The sequence below is a fragment of the Flavobacterium sp. B330r genome (assembly GCF_056824325.1).
The window spans coordinates 5104142-5124317 of sequence record NZ_CP124860.1 but is presented as its reverse complement, the minus strand read 5'-3'; the positions used below and the strand labels follow the sequence as shown (position 1 = coordinate 5124317).

Sequence of the window (20176 nt, the reverse complement as noted above, 5' to 3'; positions counted from 1 at the left end):
AGAATTATTATTAATAAATGACGTTTTTTTAGTTTGAAATTTGACTTTAATTTTCTCTTTCTTGAAATCGGATGTTGATAACTGTTTTGGTTTTCGACCTTAAAAAGCACTTTTTTTCATGTTAATAACTCAACATTATTTTTAGGGAAACTGCTAGCTCATTGTAGATTACAGAGCAATATTTTCATGTTGATAAAATTTGCTTCATCTTGATTTTTTGAAGTTTTAAAACTGTTGATAATTGAGCAGATTTTTAACATCTAAAATTGGACAAAACAATAACTGTGGGCTAAATTTGTAAATATAGAAATCACGCTAATACCTCCCCAAAATAAGCGCTCGTATTTCTATTTCAAAACAGTCACTTAAAACTCTATATATATGTCAATTTTTGATAAAAGAATCAATTATAAACCTTTTGAATATCCTGAGGTTCTGCAATTTACCGAAGCTATTAATAAAGCTTATTGGGTACACACTGAAGTAGATTTTACTGCCGACACACAAGACTTTCATGCGCATTTGGATTTGGCAGAAAAAACAGCAATTAAAAATAGCTTATTGGCTATTGCACAAATAGAGGTAGCTGTAAAAAGTTTTTGGGGTAATATATACGAGCATTTTCCAAAACCAGAATTTAACGGATTGGGAACTACTTTTGCAGAATGTGAATTTAGACATTCTGAAGCCTATTCTCGTTTGTTGGAAGTTTTAGGGTATAATGATGAATTTGAAAAGCTATTGGATGTTCCTGTAATTCGCAGACGTGTAGATTATCTTTCGAATGTATTGAAAGACACGAAGTCTCAGGACAATAGAAAATACATGGTGTCACTAATTTTGTTTAGTATTTTGATTGAAAACGTTTCTCTTTTCAGCCAATTTGCCATTTTATTGTCATTCACAAGATTCAAAGGATATATGAAAAATGTGAGCAATATTATTGCTTGGACATCAATTGATGAGCAAATTCATGCTAATGGCGGAATTTATATCATTAACAAAATTCGTGAAGAGTTTCCAGAGTATTTCGATGCAGGGACTTTAAAATTAATTAGAGAAACAGTTAAAGAATCAATTTCTGTTGAAGCAGATATTTTAGATTGGATTTTTGAAGATGGAGCGATTGAAACAATAAATAAAGAAGATTTGGTTAACTTCATGAAATTTAGAATTGATGAAAGTTTGAAACAAATCAATATCGAAACTATCTTTAATGTTTCTCCAGAAGAATATTCAAAAATGACTTGGTTTGAAGAAGAAGTTTTTGCAAACAGTTTAGATGATTTCTTTGCGAAACGTCCAGTAGAATATACAAAACACGACAAGAGTATCACAGCAAACGATCTTTTCTAATACAAGCCCATAATACATATGAATACGATAGACACAAACCCAGCAAATAACAATTTTGAGCCACAAAACGATGCTAAAATGTGGTGGAAAAATTCTGAAAGTGAACAGATTTTAAATCGCGGTTATCTTTTAAAAGGAGAAACTGTAGAAGGAGCAATCGATAGAATTTGTACCGCCGCAGCTAGAAGGCTTTACAAACCAGAATTGAAAGAATCTTTCATGGAAATGATCGAAAGAGGTTGGATGAGTATCAGTTCGCCAGTTTGGGCAAATATGGGAACAGAAAGAGGTTTGCCAATTTCTTGTTTTAATGTGCATGTTCCAGATAAAATTGAAGGAATTACACATAAGCTTGGAGAAGTAATCATGCAAACTAAAATCGGAGGAGGAACTTCTGGTTATTTTGGTGAATTGCGTGAACGCGGAAGTGCTGTAACTGATAACGGAAAGAGTAGTGGAGCAGTAAGTTTCATGAAGCTTTTTGATACAGCTATGGATACTATTTCGCAAGGCGGAGTTCGTCGTGGTGCATTTGCAGCTTATTTGGATGTAGATCATCCAGATATTGAAGAGTTCTTGAAAATTAAAAGTATTGGAAACCCAATTCAGAACTTGTTTACAGGGATTTGTGTGCCAGATTACTGGATGCAAGAAATGATTGATGGTGATGCAGAAAAAAGACAAATTTGGGCAAAAGTATTAGAAAGCCGTCAGCAAAAAGGGTTGCCTTATATTTTCTTTAGTGACAACGTAAATAAAAATAAACCACAAGTTTATAAAGATCAGAATTTAAGAATCAATGCCAGTAATTTGTGCAGTGAGATTATGCTTCCGTCAACTCATGATGAATCATTTATCTGCTGTCTTTCTTCTATGAACTTAGAGTTGTATGAAGAATGGAAAGATACTGAGGCAGTAAAATTAGCGATCTTTTTCTTAGATGCTGTTTTACAGGAATTCATCGAAAAAACAGAAGGAAACTATTATCTTTCTGCAGCTAATAAATTTGCTAAAAGACACCGTGCATTAGGTTTAGGAGTTTTAGGATGGCATTCTTATTTACAGAAAAATATGATTCCGTTTGAAGGAATGGAAGCAAAAATGAAAACAACAGAGATTTTCAAACATATTAGCGATAAAGCCGATAAAGCAAGTCAAGAACTTGCTAGAATTTATGGTGAGCCAGAATTGTTAAAAGGTTACGGAAGACGTAATACAACCACAATGGCAATTGCACCAACGACTTCATCTTCTGCAATTTTAGGACAAACTTCGCCAGGAATTGAACCTTTTAGCAGTAATTATTATAAAGCTGGATTAAGCAAAGGTAATTTCATGCGTAAAAATAAATACCTTAAAAAACTGTTGGAAGAAAAAGGATTGGATAACGAAGAAGTTTGGAGAGGTATTATGCTAAACGGAGGAAGTGTTCAACATATGGAACAATTGACTCAGCAGGAAAAAGATGTTTTCAAAACATTCAAAGAAATAAGCCAGTTAGAAATTGTGCAGCAAGCTGGAATTCGTCAGAAATTTGTTGATCAAGGACAGAGTTTAAATCTTAATATTCCAGCAGAATTAGCCATTAAAGATGTAAACCGTTTGATGATCGAAGCTTGGCAGCAAGGAGTTAAAAGTTTGTACTACCAAAGAAGCCAAAGTGTTTCTAAAGAATTGGTAACAAGTCTTGTTTCTTGCAGCAGTTGTGAATCATAAAAATCATAAAGCCGAATCTTAAATTTGATTCGGCTTTTTTATTCATATCTATTTGTCATTTCGATTTCTATGATAAAACCAAATCTTTTTCATAAAAGGTTTGGTTTTTTATTACTGCAAAAACTCTATGGATTATTTTGTTTCTCACAGCATTTAAAACACTCATTTTGTTTTTTCCTTCATCAACTTTTCTAATGTAATATCTTCTCAGATCATTATCGAATCTAATTGCACTCATTGCTGCCAAATGCAGAATGGTTTTTAGGTTTTTATCTGCAAGCATTGATACTCCGGGTCTTCTTTTTAATGATGTTCCAGATTGAAAATCAAAAGGCACGACTCCGCTGTAGCATGCCATTTTTCTTGGATCAGTTATAACTGTAAAACCTTCTGTTTTTGATAATAATGTCCATGATAGAACTTGGCCCACTCCAGGAACAGATCTTATCAGTTTCTGTTGCTGGCTTAAACTTTGGTCATTATGTATTACTTTTTCAATATCATTTTCAATAATCTTAATCTGTGCATCAATGCTTTTAATAAGTTTGATGTTTAAGCTTTTCAATTCTTTATCCATTGCAATGCCTTTCATTAATTTGTAGTCATGCTGCTGAACCATAAGCTGTTTTTTGATTTTTATTCTTAAAGCTCTTTCGGTTAATAATATTTTTATCTTTTTAATGGAGCAGGAACTTGGTTTCCATTCCCTATTTTCCTGATAATTTTTTTCAATAAAACTACAAATTCGCAACGCATCAATTTTATCATTTTTGCCTCTGACAAGACCTATGCTTTTCTTGATATGCAAAGCAGATATTACATAAACCTTAAAGTTGAATTTTTCAAGTGCTTCAAACAGATTCCAATTGTATCTGCCAGTATTTTCCATAGCGATCATTACATTTTCACCTGAATATTTTTTGAAAAAATGCTTTATTGCCTGAATCTTATTCTCAATAGAAAAATAATTTACTGATTCCTCTTTAACACAAATATCCAAAGTCTTGCTGCTGATATCAATGCCGATAATAATGTTTTTCATAACTTTGCTTTTACGATTCAACAAATGATTTGAGAAATTCATCATAAGCTCAACTCCTTAATAACGGGTCACTAGCCCAAATTTCTATCTGAGTCTTTGATGAAAAGGAAGCTAAAGTCTTAATCGAAATATGAGTCACAAGCTCGGAGGAACGAACAGTTTACTTTTGCTTCCTTTCTCAATCATAAATCTACTTAAAATTTCAAAAAACAAATCTAAAGGAGGAACGAGGAATCACACGCGAAAATCCACAAAGATTTTCCACGTAGTTTTGTCATGTCGACGGAGGAGACCCGAGCAATAGCGAATTGGCGAAGCACATCTCCGCAAGTAACTCCGTAATCAAAATCAAACTTTCGACTTCAACCGACTCAAAGTTTCCTGAGAAATATTAATGTAAGAAGCTACAATTTTATTAGGAAGCCGTTTTACAATTGCGGGATTTATTTTCAATAGCTGATGATATCTTTCCAAGGCATCCATAGTGGTAAATGACATTAAACGATTGGCATTATTTACATACGCTTTCTCCAAATAATTGCTGTAAAATGTTCTCCATTCTGGAATAATTTTCATTAAATGATTAAAATCCTCATGTGAAATACTTAATAGTTCAGATTTTTCAATAACCTGAATGTTTTCAGTCGCGGGCATTTTGGTAATAAAACTTACCAAAGCGGTAGCAAACTGATTTTCAAAAGCAATATATCGTGTAACGTCTTTTCCTTCTTCATTTATAAAAAAGATTCTTAAACAGCCTTTTGCAACAAAAAAAGTTTCATGACTAATTTGACCTTGAGCTAGCAAGATTTCATTTTTTCCTTTTTTTATAAGTTTGAAATAAGAGAGAATGGTTTCTAGATCTTCATCAGAAACGTCAATGCTTTTTCGAATGGAATTGCTAAGCTGTTCGTATATCATTTAATTATAATCTCTAACGAATTTGCGGTAATGAATAATATCTTCAATAGATAAAACCACCAAATCGTGTTCTTGCGCAAAGCTAATGATTTTGTCTAGTTTAGCCATGCTTCCATCTTCGTTCATCAACTCACAAAGCACAGCTTCGGGTTGCAGATCTGCTAGTTTCATTAAATCGACACTTCCTTCGGTGTGGCCGTTTCTTCCTAGAACGCCATTATCGTTTGCTCTAAGTGGAAAAATATGTCCCGGTTTTGCTAAATGTTCTGGTTTTGCATTTGTTGCAATCGCTGTTTTTATAGTGGTAATTCGATCTTTTGCAGAAACTCCAGTTGTCACTCCGTTTTTAGCTTCAATAGTTATGGTAAAAGGAGTTTGAAAACTGCTGGTATTTTCTTTTACCATGTAGGGGAGTTCCAATTCGTTTGCTTTTTCATTAGTAAGACAAAGACAAACAATACCGCTGCATTCGCGAATCATTAATGCCATATCCTGAACGTTGATATGATGTGCAGAAAAGATAAGATCGCCCTCGTTTTCACGGTTTTCATCGTCGGTTACCAAAACACCTTTTCCGCTTTTAAGCTGTTCTAAAGCGTTTTCAACACGTTCTTTACTCGAAATTCCAAATTGCACTAACGGACTTAATTCTGTACTTATCATGATTTATTTTTAGAAATAATAAGAAACAAATCTAAAGCACCTTAAAACCAAAAACTTTGATGTAAGTCAATAAATGGCTGTTCTATTTTTTAATTCTAATTTAATTTAGTTGTCATAAAATCTTAATTTAGCATCAAATTTTACAACCCAAAATTTAATAAATACCACCTCAAATGGAGAATATTACCGTAATTATAATGCTGCTTTTTGGCGTTGCATTTCTTAGCCTTGTTAGTAAAAGATATAATTTCCCGATTCCGATTGTTTTGGTTTTATGTGGCGTTATTATTAGTATCGTTCCGGGACTTCCTGTTATTGCTTTAAGTCCAGAAATAGTATTTATTATATTTTTGCCGCCTCTTTTGTATCACGCTGCTTGGCATACGAGCTGGTCTGACTTTAAGCAATCCATACGTCCGATAACTTTTGCCGCTGTTGGTTTGGTTTTTTTTACGACAGGATTAGTAGCTGTTTTTGCACATTGGCTTATTGATGATATGTCTTGGCCGTTAGCTTTTTTGCTTGGGGCAATTGTTTCGCCTCCAGATGCGGTTTCTGCAACAGCCATTACAAAAGGTTTAGGGCTTAATCCGAGATTAATTGCTATTCTAGAAGGAGAAAGTTTAGTAAACGATGCTAGTGGTCTTGTGGCGTACAAATATGCGCTTACGGCAATCACAGCAGGTAATTTTGTTTTATGGCAGGCAGGATTAAATTTTGTCTTAATGTCGGTTTTGGGTATTGCAATAGGTTTAGCGGTTGGTTATATCATGTTCTATATTCATAAAAGATTTGTTTGTGATGATATTATCGAGGTAACACTAACATTATTGACTCCATTTGCTTCGTATTTGCTTGCCGAGCATTTTGAAGGCTCAGGAGTTTTGGCTGTGGTAACGACAGGTCTTTTTCTGGCGGCGAGATCGGGAACCATTTTTTCTCATGAAAGCCGAATTATGACGAATACGATTTGGGATGTACTCAATAATATTCTAAACGGTTTGATTTTTATTTTAATCGGACTTCAGTTGAGGCAGATTATTGCTGGAATCAGTAATTATTCGGGAAATTCTTTACTTATCTGGGGTGCAGTTATAAGTATAGTGGTGATTTTGGTTCGTTTCTTATGGGTTATTCCAGCAACGATGATTCCCAGAATGATTAGTAAAAAGATTCGGGAGAAAGAGCAATTTGATTACCGAAATATGATCATTTTTGGTTGGTCTGGGATGCGTGGTGTGGTGTCTATGGCTGCAGCGCTGGCACTTCCTTTAATGTTGAATAAAACAGAAGAATTTCCGCTTCGAAATTTAATTATCTATCTAGTTTTCTGCGTTATACTTTCGACTTTGGTAATACAAGGTCTTACGCTTCCATGGCTTATCAAAAAACTGAAAATTGAGAGATACTCGATATTGGCAGAAGAGTATAATATTAGAAATGTAATTGTCTCTGAAACTATCGCCCATATTGAAGATAATTTCTCCTTGCTGAATGATGAATTGCTTCATAATATTAAAAGTAAATATGAGGTAAAATTCAACCGTTTGCAAAAGACAGAACTTCCAGCGAATTTCTTCGGAAATGGAAAACTTCTTGGAGGTGAAATTTTTAATGATTTCACTAAAATCCAAATCGATCTGCTGAATGTAGAACGTGCAAAATTAGAATCGATGCATAAATTGGGTTCTGTAAACGAAGAAATCTTCCGTAAAATAGAAAAAGAACTCGATTTGGAAGAAACGCGTTTGTGGATGGAAATGTACGAGGAAAACTAATTGTAAATTGTAAATTGTGAATTGTGAATTGTGAATTGTGAATTTCTTCTTTACACACAGAGAATAATTAATAATTTACCATTTACAATTCACCATTAAATTACGTTCATTTTCTGCATTAAAAATGTTGCGCTTTTGTTTCTACAGATTCCGTTTCGGAGTTTGTAATCGAAGTGAAGATCGTTGTTTTGAATTTCAACTTCGAAACATTGATTGGTTAAAATTTCAGGATATTCATTCGTAGTCAGACAAACTTCAATATCGTGTGTTGCGATGGCTCCGATTGCTTTTTTAGAAATTATTTTCTTCACGACCTCGATTGTTCCGTTTCTTTTATCGTCGGAATTTGTACCTCTCAAAATCTCATCTAATAAAACAAAAGCAGGCTGATTTTCAAGAGCATCCATGATCTGTTTTAAACGTTTAATTTCAGCAAAAAAGTAAGATTCAGAATCGGATAAAGAATCTGACAATCGCATTGAAACTAATACTGGAAGTGGATGAATCTTAGCTTCTGATGCACAAACAACAGAGCCAATTCCGCCAAGCACCATATTGATTCCCAAACTTCTTAAAAACGTACTTTTTCCTGACATGTTAGATCCAGTTAGAATCACAAAAGATTGCGGGAAAAATTGCGTGTCATTTCCAACTCTTGTAGCAGGATTAAGCAATGGATGACTTAGATTTTTAAATTCGATTTTATATTCAGAATTGATTTCAGGGAAAACGAAATCGTCGTTGTTGTACGCTAAATTAGCCAGACTGTTTAATGCTTCAATTTCGCCAATAATAGAAATCCAATGATTCATTTCAGAAGCATAATCTTCTTTCCATTTTAAAAGCGCTCTTAAAACGTGGAGATTGAATAAAAAAGTTCCATTAAACAAAGTCGCTGTCACAAAGTTATTTATCGTATCCATTCTCGAAAACAACTCCGAAAGCTGTTTTAAATGCTGACTTGCTTTGGCATTTTTAAAATTAAGCTGTTCTTGTAAACGAATTAGTTTTTTAGATTGAAAAGATTCGCGTTCGATTTTTTCAATCAATAAACTGTATTGCTTTATGATTTTATCGACATTATCTGCTTTAGCTATTTCCGATTGAATTCTCTTTACAGCTCTTCCTAAAACAATTAGATTGGCAATAAAGACATACGTTAAATAAGAAAGTATAATGGTTTTTGATGTAATAAAATACGCAGTCAGAAATCCAAAAAATGTGACTGGAAGAATAAATGATAATGCAACTAAAACTTTAGGTAATGAATTATTTGTAAAAGAAGTCCAGTGCTTTATCGCTTCATAAGATTGTTTGGAATCTTCACTAATAATTGACAAAGCCTGAAATTCCTGTCTCCAATCGATTTTACTTTTTAATTCGTTTACAGCTTCTTGATTTTCTAAAATTTCAGCTTTAGGCAGTGTATGCAGTAATAACTCTGCAAGTGTTTTTTTTCCGATAAAAGAAGCGGTTCTGTTTAGATTTTGGAATAACGAATGTTCTCCAAAAATATCCAAATCGTAAGCATACGGATGATGGTAATCTATAAATTCAACTCCATTTTCGAAAGAAGTTTTCTCTCTTTTCAAAAAAGAAATTTCATTCTGATTAATCTTTAAAAGTGTTTCTGCAAGCAATCTTTGAAAAGATACTCGAGAATGTATTTTCATAAAAAAAATAAAACCAGCAAAAGATAAAACAGCTAGAATAACATAAAGTATTTCGTTTGTTTTGATGTAATAAAACATAAAAAACAAAAAAAGAAAAATACTTAATAGCCTCAAAAGGCTTATGCTGTTGTATTTTTTGTTGGTTTTATTATAGAGTTCCGAGTATTTTGCAACGTTATCTGGATATGCTTTCATTCTATTATTTTGCTTGAAATACAAATATAGCTTTTAAGTTACAAAATCATCAAGGATTGAAATTAATCTTCGTGCATTACCAAAATCGGAATAGTTACTTCTTTGGCTATTTTTTTTGAAAAACTGGAGTCAAATATACTTTCAAAGAACGAACGTTTATGTGTTATTGTGGTTAGAACATCAATGTCCTTGTAAAGAATAAAATCAAGAATGGTTTCTTTAACATCATCACTTGGTAAAACTAAAAATTCCACATTTTCTTCAGCAAAATCTCTTTCCCATTCTTTTCGGGTTTCCTCTGTAACATCAGAATTAGAAGTTTTAACGTATAAACTCTTTACTTTAGCACCAGTTTTTTTAGCGATTTTCAGGATTTTTTTAAGTTCTTTTTTGTCTTTTTCTCGGTAGCGTGTCGTAAAACCAATCGTTTTTACCTTTTTGTATTTGGCGTCGATAGGAACACACAAAACAGGAACTTCAACCCCAGAAATCACAGATTCAGTATTAGATCCCGTAAAGAATTTAGTCCAGTCAGAAGCACTGTTGGTTCCCATAATTACAAAATCGACTTGGTCTTCTTCGACCGCATTTTTAAGATTGTAAATTAGATCACCATCCATTAAACGGTGTTTGATTACAATATCTTCTAGATTACGTTCGGCAGCAATTGTTCTCAATTTCGGAATTTCATCCTTAAACATTTCAAATTTTGCTAACTCAATGGAGCTGTATATAGAAGCATAATTCTCTGGAAAGAATTGGCTGTCGTAAACAGGTATCTCGAATGTATGAAGTAAGATTAATTCGGCGTTTACAACTTTAGCAAATTCTAAAGCATGAACAAATGCATTGGTAGCAGCGTCAGAGAAATCGGTTGGAAATAATATCTTTTTCATAGTATTTAAGATTAAGGTTTGTCTCTCAAATTTACTCATTCTGCGTAGAAATTAACCTGACATTTATCAGTATTTTAACACTTAATGATTTATTAATATGAATTATTGCGAAGATTTCTTGTTGGATTGAGGACAAGATTGTACCGAAAAGAAATTAAGCCTTTTTTTATACCTTTGCAGCATGATAAATCAAGATTCTATAGTTGCTTTAGCTACGCCTTCAGGAGCTGGAGCTATCGCCATAATTCGTATTTCTGGAGCTGAAGCCATTACAATTGGTAATTCGGTTTTTAAATCTATTAAAAACAAAGACTTAACCAAACAGAAAACGCATACACTCCATTTAGGGCATATTGTAGATGGAAGCAAAACGCTAGACGAAGTTTTGGTTTCGGTATTTAAAGGTCCAAACTCGTACACGGGTGAAGATACTATTGAAATTTCGTGTCACGGATCTACTTATATTCAACAGCAGATTATTCAGTTATTGCTTCGAAATGGATGTAGAATGGCAGATGCAGGTGAGTTTACTTTAAGAGCTTTTTTAAACGGAAAATTAGATTTATCGCAGGCAGAAGCAGTCGCAGATTTGATTTCGTCAGATAACGAAGCTTCTCACCAAATTGCGATGCAGCAAATGCGTGGCGGATTCAGTAATGAAATTGCAAAACTTAGAGAAGAGCTTTTAAATTTTGCTTCTTTAATTGAATTGGAATTGGATTTTGCAGAAGAAGATGTAGAGTTTGCTGACAGAACACAGTTTCATGAGCTATTAAACCGAATCGAATTTGTTTTAAAACGCTTAATTGATTCGTTTGCTGTTGGAAATGTGATTAAAAACGGAATTCCAGTTGCAATTGTAGGTGAACCAAATGTTGGTAAATCGACGTTATTGAATGCTTTGTTGAATGAAGAAAGAGCAATTGTTTCGGACATTGCTGGAACAACTCGTGACACCATCGAAGACGAATTGGTAATTGGTGGTATCGGATTTAGATTTATTGATACTGCTGGAATTCGTGATACTAAAGATGTTGTAGAAAGTATTGGAATCAAGAAAACATTCGAAAAAATAGATCAAGCGCAAGTTGTGATTTATTTATTTGACGGATTGAAATTTCAGGCTTCAAGTTCTGAATTCGTAAATGAGATTGAGCAGATTAAGAACAAATATCCGCTTAAGCCTTTGCTTATTGTGGTAAACAAAAAAGATATTTTGTCTGCTGATGAAGTAGCAAATATTACCAATCAGCTAGAAAACTTAAATGCAAAACTTTTATTGATTTCTGCAAAAGAAAAGATAGGAGTAGAGGATTTAAAGAATGAATTGTTATCTTTTGTTAATACAGGAGCACTTCGCAATAACGAAACAATTGTTACGAATACAAGACATTATGATTCGTTATTAAAAGCTTTAGATGAAATTCAAAAAGTAAAATTCGGTTTAGAATCTGGACTTTCAAGTGATCTTATGGCGCTTGATATTCGTGAAGCTTTATACCAATTTGGACTTATTACAGGTCAGGTCTCTAATGACGAATTGCTAGGGAATATCTTTGCAAACTTTTGCATCGGCAAGTAGAAGGCGCAAAGAAACACTAAGAAAAAGAAGTAAAAGAGTTAAAATGTTTAAGGAGCATTTTAGCTCTTTTTTTTATTACTTTTTGGGAAGATGGGAGAGACTGGATTTGACCAAGTTACTTGTTCAGCTGCAAATCCTGTATGATATTTTGGTGCAAGAAATAAATTATTAGTCGCTTTGAGGAAAAGAAATCTATTAGCTTTGCGCTTCTAAATTTTATTTTATGTACAGTTTTAAAAATGATTACTCTGAAGGGGCGCATCCGGATATTCTTAAAAGCCTGGTGGAGAATAATTTTGACCAGCAGAATGGATACGGGGATGATGAATATTCTTTAAAGGCTAAAGAATGCCTGAAAGAGAAAATGAATAATCCTGATGCGGCTATTTATTTTGTGTCTGGAGGTACCCAAGCTAACCTTCTTGTAATATCTGCTTTACTGCGTACCCATGAAGCCGTCATCAGTGCTGAAACAGGACATATTTTTGCCAATGAAACCGGGGCAATCGAACTTACTGGCCATAAGGTAATCGCAGTTCCAACACAGAACGGTAAATTAACGGCCGCTGATATTCAGAATACTTTTGACTCCTATCAGCTGAGGCCTCATGTGGTTAAGCCCAAATTAGTCTATATCTCCAATTCCACAGAAATAGGAACTTTTTATAATAAAGCGGAGCTTTTAGAACTTGCAGAGGTATGTAGGTCGCTTAACTTATTTCTTTTTATGGACGGTGCCCGACTCGGCCATGCACTTACTGCTGAAGCTAATGATCTTACCTTATCTGATGTTTCAAATCTTACCGATGTGTTTTATGTTGGTGGAACAAAAAATGGCGCTCTATTCGGTGAAGCTATCGTATTTAAGAATTCACAAGTGTGCAGCGAATTTGATTATGTTCTCAAGCAGCGCGGTGCTCTTCTGGCAAAAGGAAGGGTGTTGGGAATCCAGTTCTATGAGCTCTTTAAGGAAGATTTGTATTTTGTTCTGGCAGAAAAAGCCAATAAGTATGCTGCGCAGATTGCCGAAGCGATTAAAGAGGCTGGTTATGAATTTTTAACCGAATCTGCCACCAACCAGATTTTTCCGATTCTGCCTAAAACTGTGATCAGCTCGCTACATGAAAAGTTTGCATTTTATGTCTGGAAAGAGATTGATGAGAGCAGGTCAGCTGTACGTTTAATCACTTCTTGGGCAACGGATCAGAAAAGCGTGAATGAAATTATAGAGGATATTAAAAACAGCAGTGTTCTGGAATAGCAGTTTCGCCGTATGCTTAAAAAAAGGTTTGCCAGTAACACTTTAAGCGAAAAAGTTGCAATCACAAATTAAATCTCTGTGGACTACATAATGATTATTAGAAATCATTTAAATAAAAAAGCACCTGTTTTTGGACAGGTGCTTTATAAACTAGTACTATAGTATATTATGCTACGATTACGTTTACTGCGTTTGGACCTTTTCGGCCTTCTTGGATGTCATATCGAACTGAATCGTTTTCACGGATGTTTTCTGATAGACCTGAGGCATGGACAAAAATTTCGTTTCCTCCATCATTAGGAGTTATAAATCCGAATCCTTTTTCCTCATTGAAAAATTTTACTGTACCTTCTTGCATATTAAATATTTAATTTGGCCAAATGTACTCTATTAAATAGTAGCAGCTTCAGATTTTTTTAAAATTGTGTTTTAATTAACTTTAAGTGCAGACAATCCAATTTTATGGAATATGAACAATCTTTGAAAAAAATGCAACTCATCTGATCTGCATTTTTTTTTAATCAGCGTTCTCTGCTTTTCTTGATTTTGATCTTCTCCGGAAATAATGCCATTATTTTTTAGATTATATTATGCAAATGTTCCCGTTTTTTATAAAACATTGTGCCGTCATCTGACTTAATAATCTTCAATATACACAGAAATTTTAGGTTGTGTTTGGGGATATTAATACTATTTCTTTTATATTGGCCTCAACTGCTAGATTAAAATGTTCTCTGAAAAGCTAGATATTTTTCCAAATTATCGGATACATGACAAATGATCTTTTTTCAGACTTAAATTATTTCATTAAATTTGTAGGAATAAATGAGCCTATCTTACTTATTAATAGAGCTTTTCTGTTGTGCACTTTAGCAAAAAAAAACTTTCGTTTTCATGTTTTTATCAGTGTAGTTTTTTTGATAGATATATCCTTCGATGCCCTTTTGGAAAATCTTTAATTTCACCAATTGGCTCATATCCGTTTTTTAAATAGAAATTTTCTGCTTGAAAGTCAAATGTATCCAGTATTGAGATTTCGGCTCCTTTTTCTTTCGCTGTTTTTTCAGCATATTGTAAAAGTAAAGTTCCGATCCCTTTTTTTCTATAACTTTCTTCTACCCACAAAACTTTTATTTCAAGCTCATTCCAATATCCAATTTCTGCTAATATTCCCCCAATCTCAGTTCCTTTTTCATTTTTGACTGTAAATTCTAATGGAGTGGAAATATGATTAGTTGCTGAAACTTTACTTAAATTGTATTCAATAATTCCGTCGATTATTTTTTTTGTGCTTTTCCTATCACAATTTTCAACAGTAAATTCAAAAGTTTTTTCCATTTATGAAAGATTTTATTTAATTGCTATTTTTCCATCGGCTACAATCGAATCTAAATTATTTTAGAATCACTAATTGTCATTAAAAAAGAAAAGCTAATGTATTATTTTTGAAAATATTTTTGATCATTGTCAGAAGAATGTTGGAAAAACAGCTTAACTTTTAAAGAAATAAACAACACGTAAAGGCATGTAAGTACTTATATATTCAGTTACTTATTGTGAGAATAACGTGATTAAAAGAAAAGTATAACAATTGAAAAAAAGTTTAGAATTGCTTAATCCGTAGACACCAATTAAATGCATAATAGATTTAAATATAAGAGAATTTCAGTTTAGAGATACAGCTTAAGTTTTGGAAGTTTTTAGAGTTTGAAATTGAATTAAAAATTCTAGCAGAAGGAGGAGTTAATCTTTCAAAATCTTCCAAAAGAACTTCCGAAAATTAATTGACCGGTTTATTTTTTCATCGGGAAGAAAGATTTTCAGACTAATCATGTCATTGCAGAAGAATATTTTAAACATCTCAAAGTGCCAAAGAAGAGAATATTCCTGGTTGAAGATGCTGGACATTCCGTACTTATGGAAAAGCCTGAAGAAATTCAAAAAATAATTATCGAACAAATCCTAGATAAAAATTAAAAGCTGATCATAAATAAAAATAGGAGTCAATTCTGATGGTGAACCTAGTTTTATAGTAAAAAAATTGATGCCAATATGGCACACAGTAATTGTTTAATATATTTGCGAATAGATTTCTCCACCGATAATTCTGTCGTTTTTTATTTTTACCCCTTCTATTTAATAATAGGTTGATTCTACATACGGATCGTAGATGTCTGCATCCCATTGATTATCATTAAACTCATCCAAAAGTTGATCGTCAGATTCTGGATCAATTATGCTTTCGTATTCGTTTAGGTCATGAGCTGCATGCAAAAACTCGCAGTCAAAGTCCGGTTCATCTTCACTTTTATGGTATAAATTGCCTAATAGCTTTGAATTTTGTATGTGCTGAATTGCTGTATTTGTGAAATTCATGTTAGATTGTGTGCCAGATTGAGAAACTGATATAACAACCGGAAGGATTGCTGTTGCTTTTTTCATAATGTAATTCATTTCGTTTTGTATAAATTGTATATGCCAAAAATAATGTGCACTGCAATCTTTTTAGTTATACAATTCTGCTGTGGAGTTATATAATATCTTATCGATTACTAAAATTTTCATTTTTTGCATTGCATAAGAGAGCAGGGGACAACGTTAACATTAGATACATTCTATGCGGTTAAATGTAAATCGTGTGGTATTTTTTTTTGTATTTTCGTGACGATTGGATAATTTACGAACAGTTTCAAACTGCGAAAATAGTACGCTGTAAATCTTAAGTGAATTTTTCACAGTATAAGAAAAAGCGCGGCTTGGTTTTAATTTTAAAATTTAGAGGATTTTTGGGTTTGAGGTTTTTAACACTATTACTAAATGATTTATAATAAAGAAAATTTTCCAAAAGTATCTTCTGAACGCCATATTTCAGCTACTCTTTTAATGTATTCGATGTTTGGATTTTTGATTCTGGCAATGCTTTCTTTATTTATTGGAATACCTTTGAGTATGCAGCTGGAGTATAACAGTCCTTTATCTCAAGGAGAGCTAATTTTTGACCTTATATATTATCCTCTACTGCTTTGGGGGATCTGGATTTTATTTAAAAATTATAAGCGTCAGAAACAGAATAAAGTCATTTCAATTTCTGTGAATCGTTACGGCATGCACCAACACCAGTATAACGGCAATGTCGAAAGTGTTCTATATGAGGATCTGGAAAAGAGCACAGAAGCATATGTAAGTGATATCGATAGAAAAATAGGAACAAAATATTCGCCTGGCTATATTTTTGGATTTAAGAACGGGAAGCAGATTCCCATTCATTTTTCCAGAGCTGACAACGGGATGACTTATATTCCTAAAAATAAATACCTGCTGATTGGCCATTTTCTGCAGGGCGTCGTTTTATTTTGTCCACATATTAAGATTTCCCCGACTGTATATGCTGATTATTTTATTAATCCTGAGACTTTTGAATTTAATAGAAAAGCTCAGATAATTACATATTTTCTAATTTTTATTGTTCTGATCGTAATCCTAGTTTTAATCGATTTATTTATAAAATATACTAAAGGGTTCTCGATATTATTCTAAAGTAAAAATGCTAGATTTCTTGCATTGAATAGGAGGACTTCACGTAATGATGGGGTTTTCTCAAGCGATGTCTTTTTGTGCTATAAAAAAGCCATTAAACATTACATCTAATGGCCTTTTATTCTTGTTTTTACCTGCGTTCTTATTTTTTGATAAACTCTAAAATATCTTTATTGATAGTTTCTGCCTCTGTTGTAGGCATACCATGAGGAAATCCAGGATAAGAAATTAATTTTCCATTTTTCAAAAGAGCAGCAGCTTTAGGTGCCTGATTATATGGAACGATCTGATCATCTTCTCCGTGAAGAACCAGTACAGGTATATCTAAACTTTTCAAATCTTCAGTAAAATCGGATTCAGAGAAAGCTTTAATGCCTTCATAATGAGCCAGTACAGAACCCATCATTCCCTGACGCCACCAATTGTGTTTAATGCCTTCTTGAATTTCTTTTCCTTCACGGTTCCATCCGTAAAATGGAATAGGGAAATCATAAAAATATTGTGCTCTGTTAAATCCGGTTCCTTTTCTAATTTCGTCAAAAACAGACAATGGAACACCATCAGGATTTGCCTCATTTTTAATCATGATTGGTGTAACAGCACTAATAATAATTGCTTTTGAAACACGTCCTTTTCCATATTTTGCTGCGTAGCGAATTACTTCGCCTCCGCCAGTTGAGTGGCCAATATGAATCGCATCTTTTAAGTCAAGTGCAGCGGTCAATTCTGCTACGTCTGCAGCATAGGTCTCCATGTTGTTGCCTTCAGCACTTTGACCAGAACGACCGTGTCCACGTCTGTCGTGGGCAATAACTCTATATCCTTGTTTTAAGAAAAACATCATTTGCGCATCCCAGTCGTCTGCTGATAAAGGCCATCCGTGGTGAAAAACGATAGGTTGCCCTTTTCCCCAATCTTTATAATAAATTTCTGTTCCGTCTTTTACTGTAATTGTGCTCATTTTTTTGGTTTTTAAGATTAATAAAATTAAGAGTATCCTAATTTTGGTATTGTCGTTAAATTCTAAGTTTTATCATTTTTTATTTGACTTAGATTTCTTTGGCAAATTTATATAGGAAGAGTAGAGCAGTCGATTAACCTAGATTAAGTATTGATTTTTTGTTTTCTTAATCTGAGAGAAACGCTACTAAAAGTCTTCCGCTAAACATATCGTATTGAAAAGAATTACATGTGTTTTATCTTTTCGTAAATGGCAGGATCGTGTTTTTTTACTTTTATTTTTACGTATTTAGAAGCTGGCATATTGCTTTCTTTCACCACATTATTTACAGAAACCAAAACATTGGTTTCCGGAAAATAAGTAACCGTATTTCGCTCTGGAATTTGATAAGAGACGATAAGGAATAAAGGCGCAATTCTTTCAATGCCATCATTATAATTAAAGAGATCTACTTTGTCTCCCGCTTTAAATCCTGCTTTATCAATATCATTTTGATTCATGAAAATAACACGGCGTTCATTTTTTATTCCCCTATAGCGGTCATCCATACCATAAATAGTAGTATTAAACTGGTCATGCGTACGAGTTGTGGCCATCATGTATTCATCTTGAGCTAATTCATTATCTGGAATTTCTGTTAAAGTAAATGCTGCACGATCAGCTGATTCTTTAGCTGTAAATTGACCATGACGAGGAGCATTAGGCAAATAAAAACCGCCTTTTTCGCGAACTCTACTATTGTAATTTTCAAAACCTGGAATACAATTTTCAATAGCTTCTCTCACATCATCATAACTGTCGTGGTATCGCTTCCAGTCGATAACTGATTTTTCTCCAAGAACCGCCATCGCCATTCGGCAGACAATTTGAGTTTCGTTTATCAATTGATCCGAGATAGGTTTAAGCACGCCTTTTGAAGACTGCACCACGCCCATAGAATTTTCTGTACTGATAATTTGCACTTCGCCGTTAACGATATCCATATCACTTCGGGAAAGCGTAGGAAGGATAAGAGATTCCTTTCCGTGTACCAAATGGCCTCTGTTGAGTTTTGTCGATACACAGACCAGCAGTTTCAGTTTTCGAAATGCTTCTGCAGTGTAAGTCGTATCTGGTGCTGCTGATAGAAAATTACCGCCCATGCAGAACATAAATTTTACTTTCTCGTCATGAATCGCTTTTATCGTTCCAACCACATCATAACCATGATTTCTCGGCGGATTAAATCCAAAGTAATTTTCAAGACGATCTAATTGTTCATTTGTAGGTTTTTCATCAATAAGCATGGTTCTGTTTCCCTGCACATTGCTGTGTCCGCGAACAGGGCAGACTCCCGCGCCAGGTTTCCCTATGCTTCCTTTAAGCAATAAAATATTGACAATTTCTCGAATCATATCGACACCATTTGGCTGCTGTGTAAGTCCCATTCCCCAGCAAACGATAATTCTTTTTTTGAAAGCCAATATTTCCGCAGCTTCAATAATTAAATCTTTTGGAACTCCAGATAGAAAGGCAAGATGATCTAAGTCTAAATTTTCAAATTGTTTCTCAAAATTTTCAAAACCAGTTGTTTTGTCTTTGATAAATTCATGATCAAAAACTTCACCTGGATTTTTCTTTTCCAATTCAATTAGCAAAAGTTCAATAGCTTTTAAAAGTGCCATATCACCATTTATTTTTATAGGAAGAAAAAGATCTGTAAGTTTTCCGCCTGATCCAATTATCCCTTTTATAGCCTGTGGATTATGGAATCCCATTAAGCCAGCCTCGGGTAACGGATTAACCGCAATAATTTTTGCACCATTGTTTTTGCCTTTTTCTAAAGCGCTCAGCATTCTCGGAGCATTCGTTCCAGGATTCTGTCCGATTATCACAATCACATCGGTATCATAAAAATCTTCTAAAGTAACCGTTCCTTTTCCAATTCCGATTGTAGTTTTCAAAGCGGTTCCAGAGGTTTCGTGGCACATATTAGAACAATCTGGCATATTGTTGGTTCCAAATTCTTTTGCAAATAGCTGATAAAGAAAGGAAGCTTCATTACTGGTTCTTCCCGAAGTATAAAAGGCCGCTTCATTTGGAGATTCAAGCGTATTTAAATGCGAGGCAATTTTTGTAAAAGCCTCATTCCAACTTATGGGCTGATAATGCGTGCCATCAACGGGTAAATACATCGGTTCGGTCAATCTTCCCATTTTTCCAATTTGGTAATCGTCTAATTTTGAAAGACTGTAAACAGAGTTTTCTTTAAAGAAAGCAGCATCAACTTTTTTGGTTGTAGCTTCTTCAGCCAAGGCTTTTGCTCCGTTTTCACAATATTCGCCCAATGGAGATCGATCGTCATCAGGATCTGGCCATGCGCAGCTGGAACAGTCAAAACCTCCCATTTGATTCATTTTGAACAAAGCCTTTCCGCCTCTTAGCACTGTTTTATCTTCTATAAGATCGCTTACCGCGGCCATAACCGCAGGAACGCCAGCAGCCCATTTTTCTACTTTTGTTAGTTTAAGTTTCGAAAGGTGATACGGATTTTCTGCTTCAGGTAATTTATGGGCTAAATCATCTGTTTTTTGTTGAGGATCTTTCTTCATTGTA

General features: G+C 33.9%; 16 protein-coding genes. 6 read left to right on the top strand and 10 right to left on the bottom strand.

Annotation, left to right across the window (positions count from 1 at the left end):
* The first annotated feature begins 381 nt into the window (after positions 1 to 381).
* On the top strand, positions 382 to 1356 hold the full coding sequence (locus tag QLQ95_RS22725; RefSeq protein WP_320493855.1) for a ribonucleotide-diphosphate reductase subunit beta: 975 nt from the start codon (positions 382 to 384) through the stop codon (positions 1354 to 1356).
* A gap of 18 nt (positions 1357 to 1374) precedes the next feature.
* Positions 1375 to 3072 (top strand): ribonucleoside-diphosphate reductase subunit alpha, encoded by a 1698-nt coding sequence (locus QLQ95_RS22720; protein WP_320493856.1) that lies wholly within the window; start codon positions 1375 to 1377, stop codon positions 3070 to 3072.
* A 67-nt stretch (positions 3073 to 3139) separates the two neighbouring features.
* Here QLQ95_RS22720 and QLQ95_RS22715 read toward each other — a convergent pair whose 3' ends face one another.
* From QLQ95_RS22715 to ribB, 3 genes are all read right to left on the bottom strand, one after another.
* Positions 3140 to 4114: an IS110 family RNA-guided transposase gene (locus tag QLQ95_RS22715; RefSeq protein WP_320494668.1), complete on the bottom strand. Its 975-nt coding sequence runs from the start codon at positions 4112 to 4114 to the stop codon at positions 3140 to 3142.
* Positions 4115 to 4462: 348 nt separating this feature from the next.
* Positions 4463 to 5035 carry a Crp/Fnr family transcriptional regulator gene (locus QLQ95_RS22710; protein WP_172426917.1) on the bottom strand — a complete coding sequence of 191 codons (573 nt, stop codon included), beginning with the start codon at positions 5033 to 5035 and terminating at the stop codon, positions 4463 to 4465.
* Entirely contained in the window at positions 5036 to 5698 is a 663-nt protein-coding gene (ribB, locus tag QLQ95_RS22705; RefSeq protein ID WP_482501814.1) for a 3,4-dihydroxy-2-butanone-4-phosphate synthase, read from the bottom strand.
* Between the two features lie 173 nt (positions 5699 to 5871).
* Here ribB and QLQ95_RS22700 point away from each other — a divergent pair, with 173 nt between their 5' ends.
* On the top strand, positions 5872 to 7476 hold the full coding sequence (locus QLQ95_RS22700; protein WP_482501812.1) for a Na+/H+ antiporter: 1605 nt from the start codon (positions 5872 to 5874) through the stop codon (positions 7474 to 7476).
* 95 nt (positions 7477 to 7571) lie between these two features.
* Here QLQ95_RS22700 and QLQ95_RS22695 read toward each other — a convergent pair whose 3' ends face one another.
* Together QLQ95_RS22695 and QLQ95_RS22690 are read right to left on the bottom strand one after the other, a co-directional pair.
* Positions 7572 to 9344, bottom strand: a complete 1773-nt coding sequence (locus QLQ95_RS22695) for a MutS-related protein (protein WP_482501811.1) — start codon at positions 9342 to 9344, stop codon at positions 7572 to 7574.
* Positions 9345 to 9406: 62 nt separating this feature from the next.
* Positions 9407 to 10240, bottom strand: coding sequence for a universal stress protein (locus QLQ95_RS22690; protein ID WP_095930397.1), 834 nt, complete (start codon positions 10238 to 10240; stop codon positions 9407 to 9409).
* Between the two features lie 181 nt (positions 10241 to 10421).
* Between QLQ95_RS22690 and mnmE the strand changes: the two genes are divergently transcribed.
* Positions 10422 to 11822 carry a tRNA uridine-5-carboxymethylaminomethyl(34) synthesis GTPase MnmE gene (mnmE, locus tag QLQ95_RS22685; protein ID WP_095930398.1) on the top strand — a complete coding sequence of 467 codons (1401 nt, stop codon included), beginning with the start codon at positions 10422 to 10424 and terminating at the stop codon, positions 11820 to 11822.
* Between the two features lie 223 nt (positions 11823 to 12045).
* Complete coding sequence (locus tag QLQ95_RS22680) at positions 12046 to 13083, top strand: threonine aldolase family protein (protein WP_095930399.1); 1038 nt, start codon at positions 12046 to 12048, stop codon at positions 13081 to 13083.
* A 166-nt stretch (positions 13084 to 13249) separates the two neighbouring features.
* Here the strand turns inward: QLQ95_RS22680 and QLQ95_RS22675 are convergent, their stop codons facing one another.
* The 3 genes from QLQ95_RS22675 to QLQ95_RS22665 form a co-directional block, all read right to left on the bottom strand.
* Positions 13250 to 13441, bottom strand: a complete 192-nt coding sequence (locus tag QLQ95_RS22675; protein ID WP_095930400.1) for a cold-shock protein — start codon at positions 13439 to 13441, stop codon at positions 13250 to 13252.
* Positions 13442 to 13986: 545 nt separating this feature from the next.
* The gene (locus tag QLQ95_RS22670) at positions 13987 to 14421 is read right to left on the bottom strand and encodes a GNAT family N-acetyltransferase (RefSeq protein WP_095930401.1); all 435 of its coding nucleotides are present in this window, start codon (positions 14419 to 14421) and stop codon (positions 13987 to 13989) included.
* A gap of 798 nt (positions 14422 to 15219) precedes the next feature.
* Positions 15220 to 15525, bottom strand: coding sequence for a hypothetical protein (locus QLQ95_RS22665; protein WP_482501808.1), 306 nt, complete (start codon positions 15523 to 15525; stop codon positions 15220 to 15222).
* 375 nt (positions 15526 to 15900) lie between these two features.
* Between QLQ95_RS22665 and QLQ95_RS22660 the strand changes: the two genes are divergently transcribed.
* Positions 15901 to 16620 (top strand): hypothetical protein, encoded by a 720-nt coding sequence (locus QLQ95_RS22660; RefSeq protein WP_482501807.1) that lies wholly within the window; start codon positions 15901 to 15903, stop codon positions 16618 to 16620.
* A gap of 142 nt (positions 16621 to 16762) precedes the next feature.
* Here QLQ95_RS22660 and QLQ95_RS22655 read toward each other — a convergent pair whose 3' ends face one another.
* Together QLQ95_RS22655 and QLQ95_RS22650 are read right to left on the bottom strand one after the other, a co-directional pair.
* Positions 16763 to 17581, bottom strand: a complete 819-nt coding sequence (locus QLQ95_RS22655; RefSeq protein ID WP_428238796.1) for an alpha/beta fold hydrolase — start codon at positions 17579 to 17581, stop codon at positions 16763 to 16765.
* 224 nt (positions 17582 to 17805) lie between these two features.
* Complete coding sequence (locus QLQ95_RS22650) at positions 17806 to 20172, bottom strand: FdhF/YdeP family oxidoreductase (RefSeq protein ID WP_482501806.1); 2367 nt, start codon at positions 20170 to 20172, stop codon at positions 17806 to 17808.
* Between the last annotated feature and the right edge of the window lie 4 nt (positions 20173 to 20176).

What these genes read in the sequence shown, in the direction of transcription:
- QLQ95_RS22725 (WP_320493855.1), top strand. Translation starts at nt 382, where the DNA reads ATGTCAATTTTTGATAAAAGAATCAATTATAAACCTTTTGAATATCCT.
- QLQ95_RS22720 (WP_320493856.1), top strand. Translation starts at nt 1,375, where the DNA reads ATGAATACGATAGACACAAACCCAGCAAATAACAATTTTGAGCCACAA.
- QLQ95_RS22715 (WP_320494668.1), bottom strand. Translation starts at nt 4,114, where the DNA reads ATGAAAAACATTATTATCGGCATTGATATCAGCAGCAAGACTTTGGAT.
- QLQ95_RS22710 (WP_172426917.1), bottom strand. Translation starts at nt 5,035, where the DNA reads ATGATATACGAACAGCTTAGCAATTCCATTCGAAAAAGCATTGACGTT.
- ribB (WP_482501814.1), bottom strand. Translation starts at nt 5,698, where the DNA reads ATGATAAGTACAGAATTAAGTCCGTTAGTGCAATTTGGAATTTCGAGT.
- QLQ95_RS22700 (WP_482501812.1), top strand. Translation starts at nt 5,872, where the DNA reads ATGGAGAATATTACCGTAATTATAATGCTGCTTTTTGGCGTTGCATTT.
- QLQ95_RS22695 (WP_482501811.1), bottom strand. Translation starts at nt 9,344, where the DNA reads ATGAAAGCATATCCAGATAACGTTGCAAAATACTCGGAACTCTATAAT.
- QLQ95_RS22690 (WP_095930397.1), bottom strand. Translation starts at nt 10,240, where the DNA reads ATGAAAAAGATATTATTTCCAACCGATTTCTCTGACGCTGCTACCAAT.
- mnmE (WP_095930398.1), top strand. Translation starts at nt 10,422, where the DNA reads ATGATAAATCAAGATTCTATAGTTGCTTTAGCTACGCCTTCAGGAGCT.
- QLQ95_RS22680 (WP_095930399.1), top strand. Translation starts at nt 12,046, where the DNA reads ATGTACAGTTTTAAAAATGATTACTCTGAAGGGGCGCATCCGGATATT.
- QLQ95_RS22675 (WP_095930400.1), bottom strand. Translation starts at nt 13,441, where the DNA reads ATGCAAGAAGGTACAGTAAAATTTTTCAATGAGGAAAAAGGATTCGGA.
- QLQ95_RS22670 (WP_095930401.1), bottom strand. Translation starts at nt 14,421, where the DNA reads ATGGAAAAAACTTTTGAATTTACTGTTGAAAATTGTGATAGGAAAAGC.
- QLQ95_RS22665 (WP_482501808.1), bottom strand. Translation starts at nt 15,525, where the DNA reads ATGAAAAAAGCAACAGCAATCCTTCCGGTTGTTATATCAGTTTCTCAA.
- QLQ95_RS22660 (WP_482501807.1), top strand. Translation starts at nt 15,901, where the DNA reads ATGATTTATAATAAAGAAAATTTTCCAAAAGTATCTTCTGAACGCCAT.
- QLQ95_RS22655 (WP_428238796.1), bottom strand. Translation starts at nt 17,581, where the DNA reads ATGAGCACAATTACAGTAAAAGACGGAACAGAAATTTATTATAAAGAT.
- QLQ95_RS22650 (WP_482501806.1), bottom strand. Translation starts at nt 20,172, where the DNA reads ATGAAGAAAGATCCTCAACAAAAAACAGATGATTTAGCCCATAAATTA.